This is a genomic window from Pseudomonadota bacterium, from assembly GCA_018817425.1.
Classification (GTDB): domain Bacteria; phylum Desulfobacterota; class Desulfobacteria; order Desulfobacterales; family RPRI01; genus RPRI01.
Map to the genome: position 1 here is coordinate 1 of JAHITX010000036.1, position 18,511 is coordinate 18,511.

Consider the following 18,511-nt stretch of genomic DNA (forward strand, 5'->3'; position numbering starts at 1 on the left):
GCCAGTTTCAAAACGCCCCATTTTGGCCGATCTCTGCGTTGGGCTCAAATTTCAATCCTCGAAATACTAAATGTATTCCTGTGGTTGAAATTTTCTCCCGCCTTGAGCTTGACCAAACTGAAACGTTTTGAAAGTGGCTCTAATTTAAAAATATAGAACTGTAAAGCTTTGGTTTTTGAATTGAGTCTTTCCTGTAAAAATTCGGTTCAAAATAATGAACGCAGACAAATCATTTAAATACAATTAATTATATTAATGATAGTAAATAGTGGTTCAATATATTGAACTTACTGATAGCGATATGAAACCTAAAAAAGATTTAATAACAAGAAATTGAAAAAAATAGCTAACCATAACTATCATGTATTTATAATAAAACAAAATTATCTATTGTTAAAGTAAGCAAAAAGATCTCATTGGCAAGTTATTTGCTATATATAAAGTAACCCTAACAATAAATCTTCTTTCCTCCATAGCGGCCAATCGGATTAATTTCGGTTGGCCGCTATATTTTTCTGATCTCAATTTCAGGAGTTTCAATTTGGTTCGGCATGTGTTTCCATGCATCATCGCAAAACCCGGCCCTGATTTTATAGCGACCGGGGATTATTCCATCCGGCAATTTCCATTGAATTTCAGCCATCTGGTTAATATTGCCAAACTGAATACAGGAGCCTTTTTCGGATATGGTAAAATCGGGTTTAAAATCAAGAACCACTTTTGGTCCGGTCTGATCATCTAATCGGACTATCGAGAATTCAGGGATTACGCCGATTGGAAAGGCCGTCATTCTTATGAACCGAAAAGTAATCGTTGTGCCAGGCTGATAAACATCGTAATCCGTCACAATCCCGATAAGTTTATTGTCATCGGAAATATTTGTTCCAACACCGGATGTTGTTTCATCCCATGAGCGGGAAGGTCCAACATCAATATGTACCGTCTTTCCGTGATAATAGCCTGTGCCGCCAAAACCCAGCGTCTTGACATAATTCCAGATAGACTTTGCTTTAACGCCTTCCATTATAAAATCCACAGCCATTCCATACTGGTGAAGGCTGGCTTTGGCGGCCAGCTTGCCATTATTGCGAAGCCCTGTATTGTATTCCGGGTTTCGATAACCGGAAGTGATGGTGATTTGGTGCTTAGGTCCAAAGCGGTCTTGTAAATAATCGATAAATTCTATAAGCCGCAAAGAGAGGTGAGTATTTGGGGCATTATCGGGTACATCAAAAACCCGGCATATTTTCTTTAACGCCGATTCATCATAGGTTCCCAAACCTAAACGGTATCTTCCGGAAAAAGACTTCCCGTTTTTTTTGCTATACAAGCGGAGTTGCCCGTCGCCGCTGTAAAAATAACGGCTCATATCAGAAGATTCTATCTGGGCGGTAATACCTTGCGATGTGAAACCGATAATAAGTACAATAGTAAAAAAAAATACCAACGGTTTAATTGGAAAACAGAATATTTTCATTGTTCCCTTTTTAACTGCCTGGTAGCTGTAGTAAATTAATAATAGAGCCAGTTTCAAAACGCCCCATTTTGGCCGATCTCTGCGTTGGACTCAAATTTTAATCCTCGAAATACGCCATGTATTCCTGCGGTTAAAATTGTCGCCCGCCTTGAGCTTGACCAAACTGAAACGTTTTGAAAGTGGCTCAATTTTCTATTACTACCAAATTATTTAAATTTTGTAAATACAGTAACGAAAAAGTCGCTGGGAATACTGAAATAGCGATGACTTATTATATATGGTATCGCTACTATTTCGTGAAGAAGTTTGATAGTCCATAAAGATAGGAGGTAATATGAATATTATTCGTTAACTACTTTTTTCTGTGGTTTTACAAAATATTTCACACAATCTTCTGCGAGTGCCGGCTTGCCCGTAAGAAACCCCTGCAATTCATGACATCCACGATTTATAAGATATGTTTTCTGATGTTCGGTTTCAACACCTTCGGCTGTTACCTGCAAGTGCAATTTCTTTGACATATCAATAATGGTAGAAATTATCTCACTGCCCTGCCAGGCATTTATTGCCCAGACAAAACTGCTATCTATCTTTATTACATCTATCGGGAAATATCTCAAATAGCTTAGTGAAGAATAACCTGTACCAAAATCATCTATGGCAATTGATACGCCCATTTTCTGTAATATATCAAGCGTATTGATTATAGAATTGTTTCCTTCTGTACCAGCCTCAAATACTGTTGCAATACTGGCAGGCTGATCTTTGCTTCGTATGCTTTCTGTGTTTTCGCTTTGCTGCATAAGTGAAGTTTCAGTAATTTCAATCTGTAGAAAATGGGCAGCCATACCTGTTTTTTTAAGAACCTTATTAACAGTTGCCAGGAAATTGCTTCTCTTAAACTGGATTGCTGAAACATTGACGGCAATTTTTATGGGTTCGTGTCCCATCGCCTGCCATGCCATGTTTTGGCGACAGGCCTCCTTAAGCACCCATTCTCCCAGAGGAACGATAAGCCCTGTAGCTTCTGCAATAGGAATAAAGGTGTTTGGCATAATAACCTCTTTCTCCGGATGTTTCCACCTTATCAGCGCTTCCATTCCCGTTAATTCACCAGTCTTGGTGTCAAATTTCGGTTGGTAGTTAAGAAAAAATTCATTGCGTTCCATAGCCTGGCGCATCTCGTTTTGCATGGTAAGACGAGTATCAGCTTTTACCTGCATATCCGATGAGAATAGTTTATAATTGTTTTTGCCATTATCCTTAGCATAGTACATGGCTATATCGGCATTTTTTAGCAGATCATCGGCTTTTTCGGCATCGCTGGGGTAAACAGCAACGCCAATGCTGGAGGTGACAAATATTTCTTTTGCCTCAAGCAAAAAAGGTTCTGAAAATGTATCCAATATTTTCTGTGCCAATGAGCAAATAACATCAAGAGAAGTGAGATTCTGGAGTACTATTGTAAACTCGTCGCCGCCCAATCTTGATACGGTATCGCTGGATCGGGTTACAGAGAGCAGCCTGTTGGCGACCTGCCGTAAGAGTTCATCGCCCGCATTATGCCCTAAACTATCGTTTATGTCTTTAAACCGGTCAAGATCAATAAATATAGCGGCAACCATGCTGTTTTGCCGGCTTGCCTGTCGGATTGCCTGTTCTAAACGGTCGCGGAAGAGAATTCTGTTAGGCAGGCCCGTAAGATTATCATACAATGCCAAAGAGCGGATTTGTGCCTCTGCTTGTTTTCGTTCAGTAATATCCTGGATAGTTCCAGCCATCCGGACCACTTCACTCTTACTATTTAAAACCGGTTGTCCTTCAATGCTTACAAAACGCTCTAAACCATCGGCTATTACGATTTTATAATCAAGGTGGAAAGGTTGCTGTGTGGCTACAGCCTCCTCAATGGTCATTTTTACTTGTTCTTTGTCGATAGGATGAATGAAGTTGATAAATGTTTCATAGGTGAGGGCACAAGTGGTGGAGTCAATATTTAAAATACGATAGAGCTCATCGGATAATTGAAATCTATTGTTTGCTATATCCCAATTCCAGCTTCCCAGATGGGCAATTTTTTGTGCTGAGCTAAGCTGAACCTCACTATTTTTCAGGTCTTTGAATGCCTGGTTTGCACGGTACATATAATTTGCGCGGTATCCAAGAATTTGCCAGTTTATGGGTTTGGTAATAAAGTCAGTAGCGCCCACATCATATGCGCGTTGAATAGAATCAATGTCTTCAAGTCCGGTCATCATTAAAATGGCGATATTTTTGCCATCGGGATGGTTGCGAATCTTTTTGCAAACCGCAAATCCGTCGATTTCGGGCATCATAACATCCAAAAGAATTACTTGCGGATGGTTGGATTCGAAAGCAGCTAAGCCCTGTGCTCCATTTGCAGCTTCAGTTACTAAAAAACCGGCTTCTTCTAAAGTTTCACGGGCAAGAAACCGTATTGTAGTATCGTCATCAACAATAAGGACTTGTCTTGTCGCATTATTATCAGAGATTTGGTTCATGATTTATTTACTCCTGTATTAAAATAATGGCGCTTTCCATGATTAAACTCTTTCTTCTTGTTGGATTTCTGCAAGATTTTGATAGACTTGGGGATAGACAAATTCAATCTGCTGGAAAAGAATATCTGCTCCATCGGTTGCACGGGCATGGCCGATTGATTCGATCTGCCGACAGAGTGTGGCAAGTGACGAGGCTCCGACATTGGCACTGCTCGACTTTAAGGAATGAGCTGCGCTTCTTAAGGCTGTTGGGTCTTTATCCGCAATACCCTGACGGATAGCTCCTATGAGGTGGGGCGCAGACTCAACATAATTCTCAATTACCTTGCTTAGAAGATTGGGGCGACCTGGCCGTTGCAGACTTTTTATATTGTTTAAGAAACTCATGTCTATCAAGGATTCGCGCTCGGCAATAGATGATTGTGTATTGATAACCTCCATTTCCGGACCGGCAAACCCGGCCTCTGTTTCCTTGCCTGACGTCGAATCCGGCAGCCACTTGTTCAACATTGATTTTAACTGGGCGATTGTAAATGGTTTTGACATGTAATCATCCATCCCGGTTGCAAGAAACTTTTCCCGGTCACCTTTTATAGCATGCCCTGTCAGGGCTATAATAATGGTATGTTTTTTTTCAAAACCGCATGCATCTTTAGATTCAGCATTACGTATTTGGATGGTTGCTTCATACCCATCCATGACCGGCATCTGACCGTCCATAAAGACCAGCTTTTGGTGATGGATTAACCATGAATCGAGAGCCTCCTGGCCGTTGGTTGTTATATCAACCTCGAAGTTTAGCAATTCAAGTGCTGCTTTAATGACTTGCTGATTTACAGAATTATCTTCTGCTATAAGAATGCGGAGTTTTTGTTGATCTTCCGGGTTTTGCTTTTCAGCGATATTATAGTCTGATTTTATTACTTCTTCGTTGTTTAATAAGGTTATTAAGCTTTCGTAGAGTCGTGATTGTCGAATAGGTTTATTTAATAACGATTTGACGCCCCATTGTTTTGCCTGTTCTTGTCCTATCTCCTGATTGACCGAGGTTAGCAGCATGATCCGCATGGTGGGAATGGTGGGATCGTTATATATGATCCGGGCCAGTTTAATACCACTCATTTCAGGCATCATCATATCAAGAATGGCAAGGTCGTATGGATTATCATTACCTGCAAAACGGAGCAGCTCCAATGCCTGCTCCCCGTTAGATGCGCTATGGCAGATCATGCCCCAGGAAGCGGTCTGTTCTTCCAGGATGCGCAGGTTTGTTTCATTATCATCTACAACAAGTATCCGCAACCCTTGCAAGAGGCCGTCTGTAGATATTTCGTGTGCTTTTTCTTTCTGTAATCGGATAGTGAAACAAAAAGTAGCTCCTGTGCCGGGTGTGCTTATAACTTCTATTTCACCACCCATGAGGGAAACCAGCTGTTGGGCAATCGTAAGACCTAAACCTGTTCCGCCAAATTTCCGGGTCATTGATCCGTCGGCTTGAGCAAAGCCTTCAAAAATCCGGGCATGGGCCTCCGGTGATATGCCGATTCCAGTGTCTTGCACTTCAAACTTTACCAGTACTGTCGTGCCATCATCTTCTGCTGTCATCACTATGATATCAATTCCCCCTTGTTCGGTAAACTTGATGGCATTACTTACAAGGTTTGTTAAGACCTGCTGGAGTCGATTATAATCGCCTTTTACTTGTGCAGGGACATCTGTATGGATATGGCATGTCAATTCAAGGCCCTTGCTCTGGGCGTTTCCGGCAAAAAGATCAACTGTCTCTTCTATTACCTCTCGCAGGGGAAAGGATGTTAACTCCAGTTCCAGTTTGCCTGCTTCTATCTTGGAAAAATCCAGAATATTGTTGATTACAGCAAGCAGCATGTCTCCGGACTGGCGGGCCGTTTCGGCAAAGTGTTGCTGTTTGGGGGACATCCTAGTGGTTAGAAGCAGTTCAACCATACCCATCATACCATTCATAGGTGTTCTTATCTCATGGCTCATATTTGCCAAAAACTGTGACTTGGCATGGCTCGCTGCTTCCGCAGCCTCCTTGGCCTTGCGAAGTTCTACAATAGCAACTTGCATTTCTTTGTTAGCATGCGAAAGCTGTTCGGTTCGCTGATTAACCGTATCTTCCAACTGCTCACTATGGGTTTTGAGTTCTCTATCCTTCATTTCAATCTTGGCAAGCATTTCATTAAAGCCTGAAATGAGATTGCCGATTTCATCTTCTGTTGTCTTTTCGGCTCGGATTGAGTAACATTTTTCGGCAGATACAGTGTCCATGATTTTAGCAAGATGCAGGATTGGCTCAGAAATATGTCCTTGCAATTTTCGGGAAATGAAGTAGGCAAAGATAAATGCGGCAACCAGAATCACAAAAAACGAGACAAGTGAACGTGTGAGGCGGGTCATTAGTTCCCCGTTGCCTGACTCAATAACTATTGTGCTGACCGGTTGACCATCCATTGAAAAGGGCAGAACAGTAAATGTGCTGCCCAAAAAATGCCAAAAAGAATCTCCTTTAGCGGTAATAGCAGAAAGGTCCGGTTCCCTGATATATGGGATGCCATGTTTGTAAGTGATCTGCAGATAATTATTGCTGGCCTTAAAACCTTTCTGCACATAGGAAGCAAACACCTCTCCATTTTCTACAAGGATGTATGCTGTTTTAATATTGGGATTTGAAGAAAGCCCCTGAAGGGCATTTTCCCCGGCCTTATTATCTTTAAATAATACAGCCGCGGTAGTATTTATGCCGACAATATTGGCTAAGATTTTTTGCTGATCAAGCATCCAGCTGCGAAATGATGTAACGTCATTGATGAAAAATGCTAAAGAAGTACACAGGAGCACAACGCCGCTTGTCAGAAGCATGATGCTCATAAGTTTTTGTCTGATCGAAAAAAATCTAAATTTCTGTAACATTATTTACCTATTTAATAAATTTTAAAACTGTCAAATATATTGTTTGCCAAAATAATGTTCCGGTTTCTACAATTTGATAAGTACCTATAAGCAAACGGAACGTTATTTATGATATTTGGTATAGTATTGATCTGTTTTAATTATTATCGGATAAAAATTTAAATATCTTTAGTATTAGATTATTGGAATTGTCGTAAATTTTCAGCAATTTCGCTCAGGCTCGTTTAGGCTGGATTAACGACTAAGAATCTATATTCAATAAAAACATATTTTTATAACAAATATGAGTCAAGTTTATAGCTATACTATTTTTAATTTATAAAAACTAAAATTTATGCTTTTTGCTTTAACTTGAAAAAATCATAAAGCCTATTTGTTCCATTAAACATAAAATATGCAAAACACCCCCCAAGAACTCCTCCAAGATGCGTTGAGGCAACAGGCAGCCCCATTAAACCAAAATGAAGGAATGAAAACAGAACATTACCGCTAACGGCTTCGATAATGCTTTTTGTGAAAACAATTGCAAAACAGATAATACCTATTTTAAAAGTCTTTCCATTTGCCATCTCAAGGGCGGAGATTGCCATGAGCCCATGGGCTATGCCTGAAAGGCCGCATAAACCATAAGCAAGCTTAAAAGATGAAAACAAGAGTGGCAGTAATATACTTCCTGTGCAACAAAACGCTACATATGCCAATCGAGTTGTCATTTTGGTCTGTTGAATACCCGAATAGACAACAAAAAAACCTGCGCCGTCAAGCAACAGATGATACCATGAAACATGCACAAAAGGGTGTGTAAAGATACTCATAAATGCTTTGCTATTATTCAAGTTAGGGTAAAAAACCAGTTCATTTGGCAGATTTCCGGTAATAATATGAACATTGCACAAAAGTATCATTAGGATATATGCCCATATTTCAGGGAAAAAACGCTTTGTCCCGGCTGAGGTTGGCTTTTTTTTATTTTTCTTAAACATATAATGTCCTTCCTGTTTATAAAGGGTGACTGTTGCCACCCTTTATAAACTTTTTTTGCACTATGTTTTTATTTTTTTCTGCGGTTTAGCCAGAAAATAAATGCGAGAGATAAAGGTCCGATAGGACCGGAACCAACACCAACGCTCGGAGCTTTTAATCCATTAAACATTCCATCGTTATTGTTACGGTTATCAGCTCTGTAGTTTTTTGCAGGCGCTGCTTTGCGAATCTGTTGCGCCTGACGTTCGCGATTCACCCGTTCTTTATTACTTGGCTTAATCCCCAGGTTTTCGATTTCTTCTTCTGCAAGAACAATCATAGAGGTATAATCGGTAACCAGAGAATATTTCTTGCCTAAATCCACAACCTTGCCTCGCAGGTTATCACTTTCCCCTTTTTCACGGATCTCTTCCATTTGGTCTTCTATGGCAGACAATGCCCAGAGACGCTCTATTTCAGGATTATCCGTATCCATCTTTGGCAGAACTGCCGTGCATCGCCAACTGTGTTGAGTACCCGATATTTTTGCCTGCATTTCAATTTCAACCTCACCGGAACCATTATACTTGCCGAACTTTACAAGCTGTTGCCCCATATAAAGACTTCCCACACTTGTTGGAGTTAGATCTTTAACCTTTTCTCCATGAAAGCGAATTTTGACATCATGGAAGCTTTCATGCAGTACTTTTGCCTTTGCCTGAACAATACGTCCGATGATATCATCACTGCTTGATATATTCATGGCAAATCCATTGGATTTTTTTGCCAGCTTATTTAAAAGCGGCCTGTTTGCACTGTTACCAATCACAAAAGTAAAAAGCCTGATATCGTGGTCTTGCAGTAATTGAAGAAAAGCAGCCTCATGAGTAGGTCCGATATTTGCTACTCCATCAGTAACAAGTACGATTCCTGTTGTTCGGTCATCATCGAGTCCTTTGCATCCCTTTTCAAGTCCTGCGAAAAGTGCGGTTCCGCCACTTGCCTGAAGATTTCTTAAGCGCTCGATTATTGCATTGGCATTTTCCGGCGTTGCATTGATGTATCCTCCGGAAAAGTCATCGGCACTATTATTAAAGGTGATAATACGGAAACGATCATTTACAGACATTTTGCCTATAACGCGGGATACTCCATCTGCCAGAGTTTTTATCTTTTCGCCGCCCATGCTTCCCGATTTGTCCAGAATAAAGGTCCAGTCAGTACCCTCGACAATGCGTTTTAAGGAAGCTCCGGGAGTTACGACCACCATAAATGTCCCTTCCTTGTCAGGTGCTGCTTTGTAAGGGATTAGCTCAAGCCGTGCCGGAATGTCTTCTTTGAGGCGGTAATAGAAAACAATATCTTTGGAAAGATTACAGCCTTCGGGTTCCGTTATTCGGATATGATATGTATTGCCGCTGTTCGTTCCTTCATCGGGATTGTCGGCTTGTTTAATTTCTGCACGATCCTGATAACCGGGCACGCGAACGTCTTTAACCGGAAAAGCTGATTTTAATGTCAAATCAAAAGAAAACGACCCTATAACTTTGTCATCAACAGACCAGAAAGAAATTCTTTCCTCGTCAACTCCGCCTTCAGCCAAAGGATACACATAACGGCCTATATTCAAGTCAATCTCAAGAGGTTGATAGTAAACCAGGCGCACGCGTGTTTCCCCACCGGCTCTTACAGGGGAAACATTTATATTAAATGTCTTGTAATCATCTTTTTCGGCAAGCGCTGAATCATTTCCTTTGGCCTTCTGTTGTTCATAAATCTTTTTTGCCCTTTCTTTCTCAAGTACTTCACCTATCTCTTCCTTGCCGTCAATCCAGATACTCAACTCCGATAAACTTGCTTTTACCGGCAAAGGAAAAGAATAGATAGCCTCCATATCCTTATCGCCTTCATTAATAAAGATCTGATCTACTTCCGTTCGGCTAAAGCCGTTGTTTATGGTTACCTGGACATTGTGTGATTTCATGTGAATGTTTGAACCATTGCCGTTTACAGGTTTTAATAAACCGGCTGCTTGTGAAACGGATACCTGCATCATGAAAAAGCCTGCAAACAAAATTATCTGTACCACCCTTACTTTTATTTTATGGCACATTTTTAAACCTCCTTTTTTTGAAATTAGTTGTTTTGTTTACCTCTTTTGTTTCGAGGTTTTAATATAATGTTTACAGAAACTGTGCCAATATTGTTATTGTTGTATATTCAATAAGTTAAATAATCAGGTCATTTAATAATAAAAAAAATAATAGACAAAAAATGGTTATGTATGTACATAAATTGTATGGACTTAAAAAATATACTTACAAAAATGGAACGCAGATTCTTCTCATTGGTTACACGCGCGGTGTTTGCCAACCCTTTTGGTGAGGAAAGGGAGCGGGTTGATCTTGAGATATCCGGCCTTTCCTTGGAAACCTCTTCTTTCACATTGCTGGACAAGGTTTTTTATGAGGTGGAGCAGAAAATAAAGGTACTTGAAAATCAAGGGCGTGCCGATATTAATTATTTTTCAGGAGATGATCACGAGATAGTAAAGAACTCGCTGCTCTTTTATGTCTATCATCAGTATGCGCCCCAGTTTGACACGTTTATAATGGATCAGCGAAAGGCTGGCGATACCCCCTTAAAGGTATTGTTTGCAGGTAATTTTTATAAAGCTCTAACACAATATGGTTTCCGGGAAGCTGAAGCTATCCGCTATTTTGCCATTTTTTACCAGATGCGGCGGGCCTTTTTCTTTATAGAAAGCAATCTTATTGGTAGAAGTTCTTCCATGAAACAGCTTAAGTTAAGTCTATGGAACAATGTATTTACTTATGATATTGGTCTTTACGAAAAATATCTGTGGAACAGGATGGAAGATTTTTCAACGCTTTTGCTTGGAGAAACGGGCACGGGCAAGGGAACTGTAGCTGCTGCCATTGGATGTTCCGGCTTTATCCCATATAGCGAAAAGAGTAATTGTTTTGAGGACAGCTTTACCAGCTCTCTTATTTCTTTAAACCTTTCTCAATTTCCTGAGGCATTGATCGAATCGGAGTTGTTTGGACACAGGAAGGGGGCTTTTACCGGAGCAATAGATACCCACAAGGGCATTCTGGAACAATGTGGACAATACAGCACTATTTTTCTGGATGAAATCGGTGAGACAAGTATCCCGGTTCAAATAAAACTTCTACAGGTTCTACAGGAAAGGGTATTTTCACCAGTTGGCGGTCACGAGAAGAAACGTTTTCAGGGCAGGGTGCTTGCGGCAACGAATCGCGACATCAATAAACTTCGTGCACAAAGACGATTTAGGGATGACTTTTTCTACAGGTTATGCTCAGACACCATTACGGTTCCGCCATTAAGGCAGCGTCTTGAAGAAGACCCGGATGAACTAAACGGGCTTTTGTCTCATACCGTTGAAAGACTAATCGGAAAACCTTCTTTAGAACTTGCAGACATCGTTAGAGATGTAATCTTAAAAGAACTTGGCAATCATTACCCATGGCCCGGCAATGTAAGGGAGCTGGAACAATGTGTGCGAAGAGTGCTTATCAAGCGCAGTTATTCAGGTGATGATAAAGAAATTAACCCTGATGAAAAAGCGTATCTTCTGTCTGGTATAGAAACGGGAAGCATGGATGCCCAGACGATCTTGAGTAATTATTGTATGATGCTTTATAAGCAGTATGGGACATTTGAAGAAGTGGCGCGCAGGGTGAAACTGGACAGACGTACGGTAAAAAAGTATATAAATGGATAAAATATTTGATATTTATAAAACTTAGCCGGTATTATCAGCAAGGTGCTTGCTCGTAAACCATTGGAGCCACTTTCAAAACGTTTCAGTTTGGTCAAGCTAAAGACGGGCGAAAATTTCAACCGCAGGAATACATTGAGTATTTCGAGGATTGAAATTTGAGCCCAACGCAGAGATCGGCCAAAATGGGGCGTTTTGAAACTGGCTCATTGGAGATTATACCGGAAGTTGGATATTGTGGACAGCTGAAAGATATCCAGGTTTGCATTTCAATTGTCCACACTAAATTGCCAATATCCATAGTTATTTGATAATTTAAGCTATTTTAAATTTCTTTCTTAACACCCCAAGACTTGCCATTCCTGTAAACACTAAAAGTATAGAAGCAGGTGCAGGTACCGTGCTAACTTTCGTTGCCGTTACCTCAAAGTGTCCGGTAATGTCTTTGAAATAATCATCTTCAGACCATACACTTGGATCAGTCAGATATTTATAAGGATCCAATTCATATGTCATATGCTCAGACAATCTAAACTCCCAACCCATAGTCATCTCTGTAGAAGATGTAAGATCCATTGTGCAATTGGTCATATCTGCTATTAACTGGATTTGAGATCCACCGTAGTTCAAAATACGAAACAACCAGCCCGTATCAGCATGCTCGGGAAAACTAGATCCTATCGGAAGGAACGAAAACATATTCGATGTAACAGTGTAGTGGGCTTCAGCTATCGATCCAAGAAAATATGAGTTAGTTGAGGTTGGGGATGATGGGTCCCATACATTGAATCCAAATGTGTCAGTAGCATCGTTTTGTGAGATGTACATGTTCCATGATGATGTGAAAGGCTGACCTGCTGGTATGTTTGCATTATTTGGGTCAAATTGAACAGTAAATGTTGCATTCCAATATCCCGAAGCATCGTATGTGGGTGTAGCATAACAAGGTACGGCCCAAATACATACAAATAGAAAACATAGTAATAATAATTTCTTCATAAATCGTCTCCTTTGTTTTAGGTATGTAAGATTATTCATTTTTTAAAGTATTTAAGAAATAGTAATTATTACTGGTAAATAGAATTTGTTCTTGGAAAACACCTTATGGTTCAATTATAAATATTTTGGGATATATAAGCAAAGATAGTGCCAATATTATAACTATCTAAATATAAAGCATATAATAATAGTTGAATGCTAAGCCTGTTGTCAGATTGTAAAGAAACCCGACACTTTTAATCAGTAATCAATATTGATTACACATTATATAACCATGATATATATAAATATATTAATTGTTTGTTGCTTATTATAATCTTTAAAACTGATTGTAAAGAATTCCGACAATCTAAGGAATTGTTTAAAAGCATTTGTAAAGAATTCCGACATTCTAAGAAATGGATATTATCGGAAGTCTATATTTTTAGATCCAATTAAAGAAATTCTTTAAGCATACGAGCCACTTTCAAAACGTTTCAGTTTATGTATCTCTCAGGTAGAAATTCTTACCAATAATCCCATCTTTAATCTCATGTTTTTGTGTTGAAATCCGATAACATGTTGGATATAACTTCGTAAAACTCTTTTAACTAACGGAGGATGCAATGGATATTAATATTAAACATGTTTTTGTTACAGGTGCTGCCGGGTTTATCGGTTATCATTTGTCTTTAAGATTGCTTAAGGAAGGGATTAATGTAACCGGTATTGATAATATGAATCCTTATTATGATGTTATACTTAAGGAATCCAGGCTTGCTCAACTAGTGTCTCATGAAAAATTTACATTCATAAAAGCAGACATTTCAGATAGGGATGCTTTGCAAGAAGTTTTTATAAATAACAAGTTTGATGTTGTTGTAAATCTTGCGGCACAAGCTGGTGTTAGATATTCATTAGAGAATCCTTATTCGTATATTGATTCCAATATAGTCGGTTTTACAAATATCCTTGAATGCTGCAGGCATAATGATGTTAAGCATCTTGTTTTTGCTTCATCAAGTTCGGTTTATGGGGCAAATACAAAAATGCCTTTTTCCATTCATCATAATGTAGATCATCCGGTGTCTCTTTATGCAGCTACAAAGAAAGCAAATGAACTCATGGCTCATTCATACAGCCATCTCTATGATTTGCCTTGCACAGGACTTAGATTTTTTACGGTTTACGGGCCATGGGGGCGACCCGATATGGCGCTTTTCCTTTTTACAGATGCAATTCTTAATGGAAAACCTATCAAGGTTTTCAATCATGGAAAGATGACGCGTGATTTTACATATATTGATGATATTATCGAAGGAGTTGCAAGGATTATGAATAAAGTTCCTGAGCCGAATCCAAACTGGAGCGGCAACAGCCCTGATCCCGGCACCTCATACGCAAAATATAAAATTTATAATATAGGTAACAACAATCCTGTTGAGCTTATGAAATTTATAGAAAATATAGAAACTATTTTAGAGAAAAAAGCAGAAATGGAGTTTCTTGATCTCCAACCAGGTGATGTTGTGTCAACATATGCCGATGTTGATGATCTAATAAACGATGTTGGTTTTAAGCCTGAAACTTTACTTGAAACAGGAATAAGACATTTTGTTAACTGGTATGTTGATTATTATGGGAAGAAGATAAAGTAAAGATCTGATAACAATTAAATATATATCTACCTGCTTCGGAAACTGATGATGTAGTGCAAGCGATAGATTAAAATAAGGGCCAAGAGCAGTAATAGTACGATCCTTAAAATGATAAAAATAAGGTCTCAAAAACATAGGGAACTAAAAACCAAAAAGGTTTGTGAATCCGACTATTCCTAATTCCTCAAACGATAAAAACGCTCCCCCAGTGTCTTGCCGTCTTTAATACTATCCAGCCTGTTACCAATCGCATCGTCCAGTTTTACTAATCTGTCATCAGGAAGTGGATGGGTTTTAAACAGCAAGGCCACTCTGCTTTCATCTCTGCCTGTTTGCCCGATAATTTGCAGTACTTCAGGTAAACCGAAAGGCTCATAACCAGCCCTGGTAGTTAGTACTACACCCATGCGGTCGGCTTCAAACTCGGCGCTTTTGTCCAGGCTGCGGGCGCAAACTTCCGCACCGCTGCCGATTAATTTTTGGATTACCTGATTGTCCCTGCCTAATTGCTTGCCGAGTAAATCTGAGCCAAAATTCAGCAGTTGGGTTTTTTGCAGGATTTTGAGATGGTGACTCCTGATAACATGGGCTATTTCATGAGAGAGCACACCTGCCAGTTGTGCTTCGTTTTCCATTTTCCGATAAAGCCCTTTAGTGATGACAACATAGCCGCCGGGCGCGGCAAAGGCATTGATGTCTTCGCTTTCGATTACGCCAAAGTGCCAGGGTAAATCTGCGCGTTCACCCTGATTGGCTACCCAGCGCCCGACTTTATTTACATAATTTTGCAGTTCTTCATCATTTACAAGTGGAGCTGCTCCCAGCAGATTGCCCGTGATTTGGCGGCCTATCTGAATTTCTTCCTGCCTGGAGGGACTTAATAAATTAAACGCTGGTTTGCTTTCGCTCTTTGCTGTATTTGTGGATGAAGCTTCTTTACTGTCTGTGCCGGTTTCCCAAGAAGTGCTGCTCTTGACTACTTCATTTAATGCAGCTCCAAAATCATTAGCGCATGCTTGCAGCATAACAATGGCAAGCATAAAAATAAGTATTGAATAAAGTGAGCGCATTATTTTTCTCCTTTATTTTGTGATTCCGGCAAGTAGGGAAATATGACGGATTCAAGACCACCGCTTTGAGCGAACTGCCGGCCCTGCTCAGAGGTTTGGGTATAGCTTTCCAGCTTTTTGACTTCGGCTGCATTATATTCAGCGCTTTTAAGTTCTTCCTCATTCAAACCGCGTATTCCGGTTGTTGCGACCACCTGTCCTGTACCTGCACGGCCGCTTGCTAATGCCAGAATACCTGCGGCCTCATTACCGCCTTTGCTGATACCGCGTTTAACCGATAATAAGCGAACCCATCCGCTGTCTTTTGCGGTTTTTATCTTTAGCCACCCACCTTTTTTGCCAAGGATTTCCAGCTTATCGCCACGCACAAAACTACCTGTTTTTTTGGCATCGGAATAAGGTTCTTCGCGAATAATATCCGCTTTAAGAGCACTGCCCATTTCACCTGCTAAAGATACTCCCGGCAGTAATAAGGCTGCTATTAATATAACTTTATATATTTTCATGATTAACCTTTCCGTTATGTTCTAATTTGAGAATGGCTTGGGCAAACAAGCTGCGCCATTGGTTTGCTAATGGCTTGTCTCCTGCCAATCCTCCTGTATGCATAGAGTAATATATTTTAGTATCGTCGGGTAAGCCGACATTTTTCAATATTGCAGATAATTGTCCAGCCAATTGTTCTGCGTCCTGTTTTGCATTTTGTGCATATTGTTCAAGTGCTTCGGAATAAGTCCAGTTCACGACAATCGTGTCGCCGAATAATCCCCAAATGCCACTTTGCGAACCCTTCAGGATATCGACATTATTAGGTGTGCGACAATTAAGTTCAATTTGCCGCTTTAGTTTTTTAAGCAGCGCATCGCCTAAAGGATATTCGCTTTCCACCAAAATAGGCATAATAAGTGCCTGCGATTCCCCCTTGCCGGTTTTTACGCCAAATGCCAACCATCGTTGCAGCGCAAGGTCAGTGGCCAGTGCATAAACTTTTGCGATGCTGAAATACGCAATAGCCCAAATAACCGGGCCGCTCAAGGGTATGTAAGTGTTTGTGGTGTTGATGCTGATATAAGAAATTACCAGTAAGATAATCTGGCTGCTACTAAAAATCCTGTTTAATTTGTTGCGATCTGCATTCTTATAAAAAGCTGCGGTTGTAAGCCATATAAGTAACAGGCTGATAAATACATAGGATAGAAAACCGCGCCACACATGAAGATAATCACCATGTTTGACATTATCAATGGCGGTTGCTAAAATTTCCACCCCAGGATAAATTTTTGCCATAGGCGTGGCCTTAAGGTCAAACAGGCTGGGTGCGGTAGAGCCGATGATAACGATTTTTCCGCTAAATTCATTTTCCGGGCGTTTTTTCACTCTACTGCTCATATCCAGAAGTACATCGCTGAATGTGACGTATTGGTAAGTAAAGGGTTTTCCGCGCCAATTGATAAGCACGCTTTGTGTCTCCGGCATGTTGTAGCCAAGCATATTACCTACTTTCATAGACAGCGATGGCACCTTCCAGCCATAATCATCCCGATAAAGGCGATATTCACGTACTATGCCGTCTTTATCCGGGTATATGTTATTAAACCCTAAACGGCCTGAATTAATTGCTGCCGCAAAATGTGGTAATATCACGGCAATTGTGGCATTTTTATCCGCTTGCCCTTTGATTATTTCAGTTACGCCTGGCAGCATAACAGGTTTTAATGCGCTAAGTTTATCCTGGGTTTCCGACAACCGTATAAACGGAAAGAAAGTGTTATCCGTGTCAGCTATGGTGTCATTGAAATAAGCATCGCTATCCGGGTTGGTTATGTCAGCATCACTAAATAAAATATCAAAAACGATGGCTTTGGGTTTTTGTGCCTCGATATTTTCTAAAAACTCGCCGAACACCTGACGCGGCCATGGATAGCGTCCATATTCCTTTGCCATAGCAGCTAAACTGGCTTCGTTTATATCTACAATCACAATCTCTTTATCCGGCTTAGGCACAATCACGCGGCTACGGACCATGAAATCAAATGTCCTTTGACGCATATTTTCTCCCACATGTAACACGCCGGCATCAAACAATACAAAAAGCGTGAACAGGGCCGCAAGATAAAGATAGAAGTTATTGCGTAATCTTCTGGCAATGTGAGCTATCCATTGGCCTATAAGCAGTTTTAGTCGTGTCATGGTAAGCCTCAAAGTTTATAATAAGATCGTGGGTTCTGATCGTGTTGCATTTTTTTAGTGCCACACAATCATCTGTTCCCGTTTCAGTAACGCTGGGTGGGTAAAAACATATTTAAAAGTTATCACAGTTCTTAATTTTAATAAAGGTATGGTTTTTTATCTATATTTTTCCGTTTTTTAGACATTGACTTACTTATGCATATAGATTATTTATAATCTTGTTTTTACGCAGGCGTTTATTGCCAAAATAATACTGCGGGAAAACTTCCGTTTATTCATTCCCGAACTTTTGTGCAATTGCCTTGGCGGATGCTTTCGTAAGTTGGAACACCGTTGATTTCGTTCGACACGGGCACTTGGCCTATACCAAGCTCCTTTGCTATATCTTTTTGAGTGAAGCCTGCTTTTTTCAAGGCGCTTTGCCTGTCTGCCGGATGCATTACTTACTCTTTAATATAATAATATATTTAAAACCATCATTAACCCGGAAAGGGGGATTAACATGAAGATTTCTGGTGCCGTGATTAAAGAACAGGCTGTTACATTTGCTATCGTAATAGTTAAAAAATCAGCAATGCAAACTATACAAGTTTCAACAAAGACGCGGGCAGCTTTCCAGGGGCTTTTTCCCGGGATTCCGCTCATTTTAGCGTCGAAGGGTTCATGTGGATTGTTTGAGTATCAGGGTAGTAAAGACCTGGTGGGTTTTATGAAGTTAATTGATCCATCCCTGATTCCATGGAAAGAATATACAGTCTCTTAGTTTTCATGAGACACCTCTTGTTTGAATTAAGGATTATATCCACCGATTTGAGCGGTGGTCGGGATTGTATGAACAGCAAAAATTGTTTTTTAAGTGGGTAAGCTGCTTATTCAAGCTGCTGTCTCTCTCTTGGGAAATGTCGCCCAATAAACCATATCCGGTGTTTTCTTGTCAAGACTTTGATGCCGCC

General features: G+C 40.1%; 13 protein-coding genes. 3 read left to right on the forward strand and 10 right to left on the reverse strand.

Going from position 1 to position 18,511, the window contains the following annotated elements; all coding sequences use genetic code 11:
- Positions 1–505: 505 nt before the first annotated feature.
- From KKC46_07705 to KKC46_07725, 5 genes are all read right to left on the reverse strand, one after another.
- Positions 506–1,477: a DUF882 domain-containing protein gene (locus tag KKC46_07705; GenBank protein ID MBU1053699.1), complete on the reverse strand. Its 972-nt coding sequence runs from the start codon at positions 1,475–1,477 to the stop codon at positions 506–508.
- Positions 1,478–1,818: 341 nt separating this feature from the next.
- Positions 1,819–3,999, reverse strand: coding sequence for an EAL domain-containing protein (locus tag KKC46_07710; GenBank protein ID MBU1053700.1), 2,181 nt, complete (start codon positions 3,997–3,999; stop codon positions 1,819–1,821).
- A gap of 42 nt (positions 4,000–4,041) precedes the next feature.
- The gene (locus KKC46_07715) at positions 4,042–6,891 is read right to left on the reverse strand and encodes a response regulator (GenBank protein ID MBU1053701.1); all 2,850 of its coding nucleotides are present in this window, start codon (positions 6,889–6,891) and stop codon (positions 4,042–4,044) included.
- 374 nt (positions 6,892–7,265) lie between these two features.
- Positions 7,266–7,916: a rhomboid family intramembrane serine protease gene (locus tag KKC46_07720; protein ID MBU1053702.1), complete on the reverse strand. Its 651-nt coding sequence runs from the start codon at positions 7,914–7,916 to the stop codon at positions 7,266–7,268.
- 68 nt (positions 7,917–7,984) lie between these two features.
- Positions 7,985–10,009 carry a VIT and VWA domain-containing protein gene (locus KKC46_07725; GenBank protein MBU1053703.1) on the reverse strand — a complete coding sequence of 675 codons (2,025 nt, stop codon included), beginning with the start codon at positions 10,007–10,009 and terminating at the stop codon, positions 7,985–7,987.
- 186 nt (positions 10,010–10,195) lie between these two features.
- Here KKC46_07725 and KKC46_07730 point away from each other — a divergent pair, with 186 nt between their 5' ends.
- Positions 10,196–11,665 (forward strand): sigma 54-interacting transcriptional regulator, encoded by a 1,470-nt coding sequence (locus KKC46_07730; GenBank protein ID MBU1053704.1) that lies wholly within the window; start codon positions 10,196–10,198, stop codon positions 11,663–11,665.
- Between the two features lie 312 nt (positions 11,666–11,977).
- On the opposite strand, the gene KKC46_07735 is transcribed toward KKC46_07730, so the two are convergent.
- Complete coding sequence (locus KKC46_07735) at positions 11,978–12,661, reverse strand: PEP-CTERM sorting domain-containing protein (GenBank protein ID MBU1053705.1); 684 nt, start codon at positions 12,659–12,661, stop codon at positions 11,978–11,980.
- A 611-nt stretch (positions 12,662–13,272) separates the two neighbouring features.
- Between KKC46_07735 and KKC46_07740 the strand changes: the two genes are divergently transcribed.
- Entirely contained in the window at positions 13,273–14,298 is a 1,026-nt protein-coding gene (locus KKC46_07740; GenBank protein ID MBU1053706.1) for an NAD-dependent epimerase, read from the forward strand.
- A gap of 176 nt (positions 14,299–14,474) precedes the next feature.
- Here KKC46_07740 and KKC46_07745 read toward each other — a convergent pair whose 3' ends face one another.
- The 4 genes from KKC46_07745 to KKC46_07760 form a co-directional block, all read right to left on the reverse strand.
- Positions 14,475–15,323: a M48 family metalloprotease gene (locus KKC46_07745; GenBank protein MBU1053707.1), complete on the reverse strand. Its 849-nt coding sequence runs from the start codon at positions 15,321–15,323 to the stop codon at positions 14,475–14,477.
- A 44-nt stretch (positions 15,324–15,367) separates the two neighbouring features.
- Positions 15,368–15,874, reverse strand: coding sequence for an SH3 domain-containing protein (locus KKC46_07750; protein ID MBU1053708.1), 507 nt, complete (start codon positions 15,872–15,874; stop codon positions 15,368–15,370).
- The gene (locus KKC46_07755) at positions 15,861–17,558 is read right to left on the reverse strand and encodes a CHASE2 domain-containing protein (protein ID MBU1053709.1); all 1,698 of its coding nucleotides are present in this window, start codon (positions 17,556–17,558) and stop codon (positions 15,861–15,863) included. The genes KKC46_07750 and KKC46_07755 overlap by 14 nt, the downstream gene beginning before the upstream one ends.
- Before the next feature lie 275 nt (positions 17,559–17,833).
- Positions 17,834–17,998: a hypothetical protein gene (locus KKC46_07760; GenBank protein MBU1053710.1), complete on the reverse strand. Its 165-nt coding sequence runs from the start codon at positions 17,996–17,998 to the stop codon at positions 17,834–17,836.
- A gap of 62 nt (positions 17,999–18,060) precedes the next feature.
- Here KKC46_07760 and KKC46_07765 point away from each other — a divergent pair, with 62 nt between their 5' ends.
- Positions 18,061–18,321: a hypothetical protein gene (locus KKC46_07765; GenBank protein MBU1053711.1), complete on the forward strand. Its 261-nt coding sequence runs from the start codon at positions 18,061–18,063 to the stop codon at positions 18,319–18,321.
- The last annotated feature ends 190 nt before the right edge of the window (positions 18,322–18,511 follow it).